This is a genomic window from Paenirhodobacter hankyongi (genome assembly GCF_003664585.1).
Taxonomy (GTDB): domain Bacteria; phylum Pseudomonadota; class Alphaproteobacteria; order Rhodobacterales; family Rhodobacteraceae; genus Rhodobacter; species Rhodobacter hankyongi.
Map to the genome: position 1 here is coordinate 1 of NZ_RCHI01000041.1, position 2,084 is coordinate 2,084.

Genomic DNA, 2,084 nt, shown 5'->3' on the forward strand with positions numbered 1-2,084 from the left:
ACTCACCCCGTGGGAGTATCACCAACGGTCAAGAGAGGACCAAACCCTGAACAGCGCGAACCAATAATCGCGGACTCCCTGGGGAGCAGGTCACGATGCTTAACGCAATCGGGTGCAGATTTTTCTGCGAACCAGCAGGCGGCGCCCAGCCCGCCCTTGTGGCGCATGATCCGGAACACGCTGTCCGGAATGCGATGGCTCTGGATGGCGTTGCCGTGGCCGGTCTTGCGGTGGACCGTGCCATCGGCCCCGCGCAGACCACCGCCGCCGAGGGTTTCGCCCGCGTGCTTGCTCTCCACCGTCTTGTTCGGTTTGCGCGGCTGGCGGTTGAAGTGGAAGATGAACTCGTGCGACGGGGCCAGCCGCCCGTTCCAGTCGCCAGGCAGGCCGGGCCCCTGGTCCCAGACATACCAGCCGAAGCGCCGCCAGCCCTGCGCGCGCATCCAGTCGACCCAGCCTTCCCAATACGGGATCCACTCGCCATCGCGATGGACGAGGCCGAGGTTGACCAGCAGCTGGGCATCGGCTGAGACGGGCGCTGCGGCAAAGACGCCCCGCATCAGCGCATCCCAGTCGCCGAACTTTTCCTTCGCCGCGCCATAGTCGCGCTGCTGGGCATAGGGCGGGGAGGTGAACATCAGCGACGCCTGCGCGCCCTGCATCAGCCGCGCCACCACGGCCGGGTCGGTCGCATCGCCGCAGATCAGGCGATGGTCGCCCAGCGCCCAGATATCGCCGGGGCGGGTGATCGGTTCGGCCGGGGCCTCGGGGATGGAGACGGCGGTGTCATCGTCGATGGGCGCGCGGCCGCCTCCATCGTGCAGCAGCGCGTCCAGCTCGTCCTCGGGGATCCCGATCAGCCCGAGGTCGAAGTCCTCGGCCATCAGGCCTCGCAGTTCCTCGAGCAGCAGTGCCTCGTCCCACCCACCCAGTTCGGTCAGCTTGTTGTCGGCGATGCGATAGGCCCGCCGCTGCGCTTCAGTCAGATGGCCGAGCACGATGACCGGTGCCTCGGTCATCCCGAGCTGGGCCGCGGCCAGGACGCGACCATGGCCCGCAATCAACTCGCCATCGGCGGCGACGAGGCAGGGGACGGTCCAGCCGAATTCGGCCATGCTGGCGGCGATCTTCGCCACCTGGTCGGCGTCGTGGGTTTTGGCATTTCGCGCACAGGGGCGGAGGCGGGCTAGCGGCCAGTGTTCGATCCGGCCGGGCAGGAGGGGCGCGTTCATGCCGCGAGCCGCTTGGCCTTGAGGGCGGCAAAGGTCTCGCCGGTTTCCGCCAGCACAGCCTCCTGGCTGGTGAAGGACTGCCAACGTTCGATGGCGACATCGACGTAGGCCGGGTTCAGTTCCACGCCGAAGCAGACCCGCCCCGTCGTCTCCGCCGCGATCAGCGTGGTGCCGGATCCCATGAAGGGTTCGTAGACCGCCTGGCCGGGGCTGGAATTGTTCAGAATCGGGCGGCGCATGCATTCGACTGGCTTCTGCGTGCCATGCACGGTGTCCGCATCCTGATCCCGGTTGGCGATGGCCCAAAGCGTCGTCTGCTTGCGGTCCCCCGCCCAGTGACCCTTGCCCTTCGCCCGCACCGCATACCAGCAGGGTTCGTGCTGCCAGTGGTAGTCGCCGCGGCTGAGGACTAGCCGGTCCTTGGCCCAGATGATCTGCGAACGGATGGCGAAGCCCGCGGCTGTCAGGCTGTCCGCCACGGTGGCGGCATGCAGCGCGCCGTGCCAGACATAGGCGACGTCGCCGGGGAAAAGCGTCCATGCCTCGCGCCAGTCGGCCCGGTCGTCATTCATCACCTTGCCGGTGCGCTTGGTCTTGGCCGCGCCCGCCTGGTTGCGCCAGGAGGGATCGTATTCCACACCATAGGGCGGGTCGGTTACCATCAGCAGGGGGCTGTATTGACCCAGCGGAATCTGCTCAGTTTAAGCCGCTAATCTGAATGCCTCGGCAGGTGTGCGCATGGCAAGGGCCTGATGAGGGCGGCGGTTGTTGTAGAAGCTGATCCAGTCACCGATGACGCGGGTCGCGTGCTGGATGCTCTCGAAGCGATGGCGATGAACGCATTGCTCCTTG

The 2,084-nt window shown here is 66.8% G+C and carries 2 protein-coding genes and 1 pseudogene; all 3 read right to left on the reverse strand.

The genetic code is table 11. The annotated features are described in order from the left end of the window. Positions 1-2: 2 nt before the first annotated feature. A complete protein-coding gene (locus tag DYS74_RS18320; protein ID WP_245965339.1) occupies positions 3-1,232 on the reverse strand; it encodes a ParB N-terminal domain-containing protein in 1,230 nt (409 codons plus the stop codon). Beyond that, positions 1,229-1,918: pseudogene (locus DYS74_RS18325) on the reverse strand (DNA-methyltransferase); the annotation flags it as partial. The pseudogene DYS74_RS18325 and the gene DYS74_RS18320, both read right to left, overlap by 4 nt. Positions 1,919-1,933: 15 nt before the next feature. Continuing rightward, a partial coding sequence (locus tag DYS74_RS19095) for an integrase core domain-containing protein (protein ID WP_147435480.1) occupies positions 1,934-2,084 on the reverse strand: 151 nt, incomplete at its 5' end.

Coding starts and splice junctions, on each gene's coding strand:
- DYS74_RS18320 (WP_245965339.1), bottom strand. CDS start 1,232: ATGAACGCGCCCCTCCTGCCCGGCCGGATCGAACACTGGCCGCTAGCC.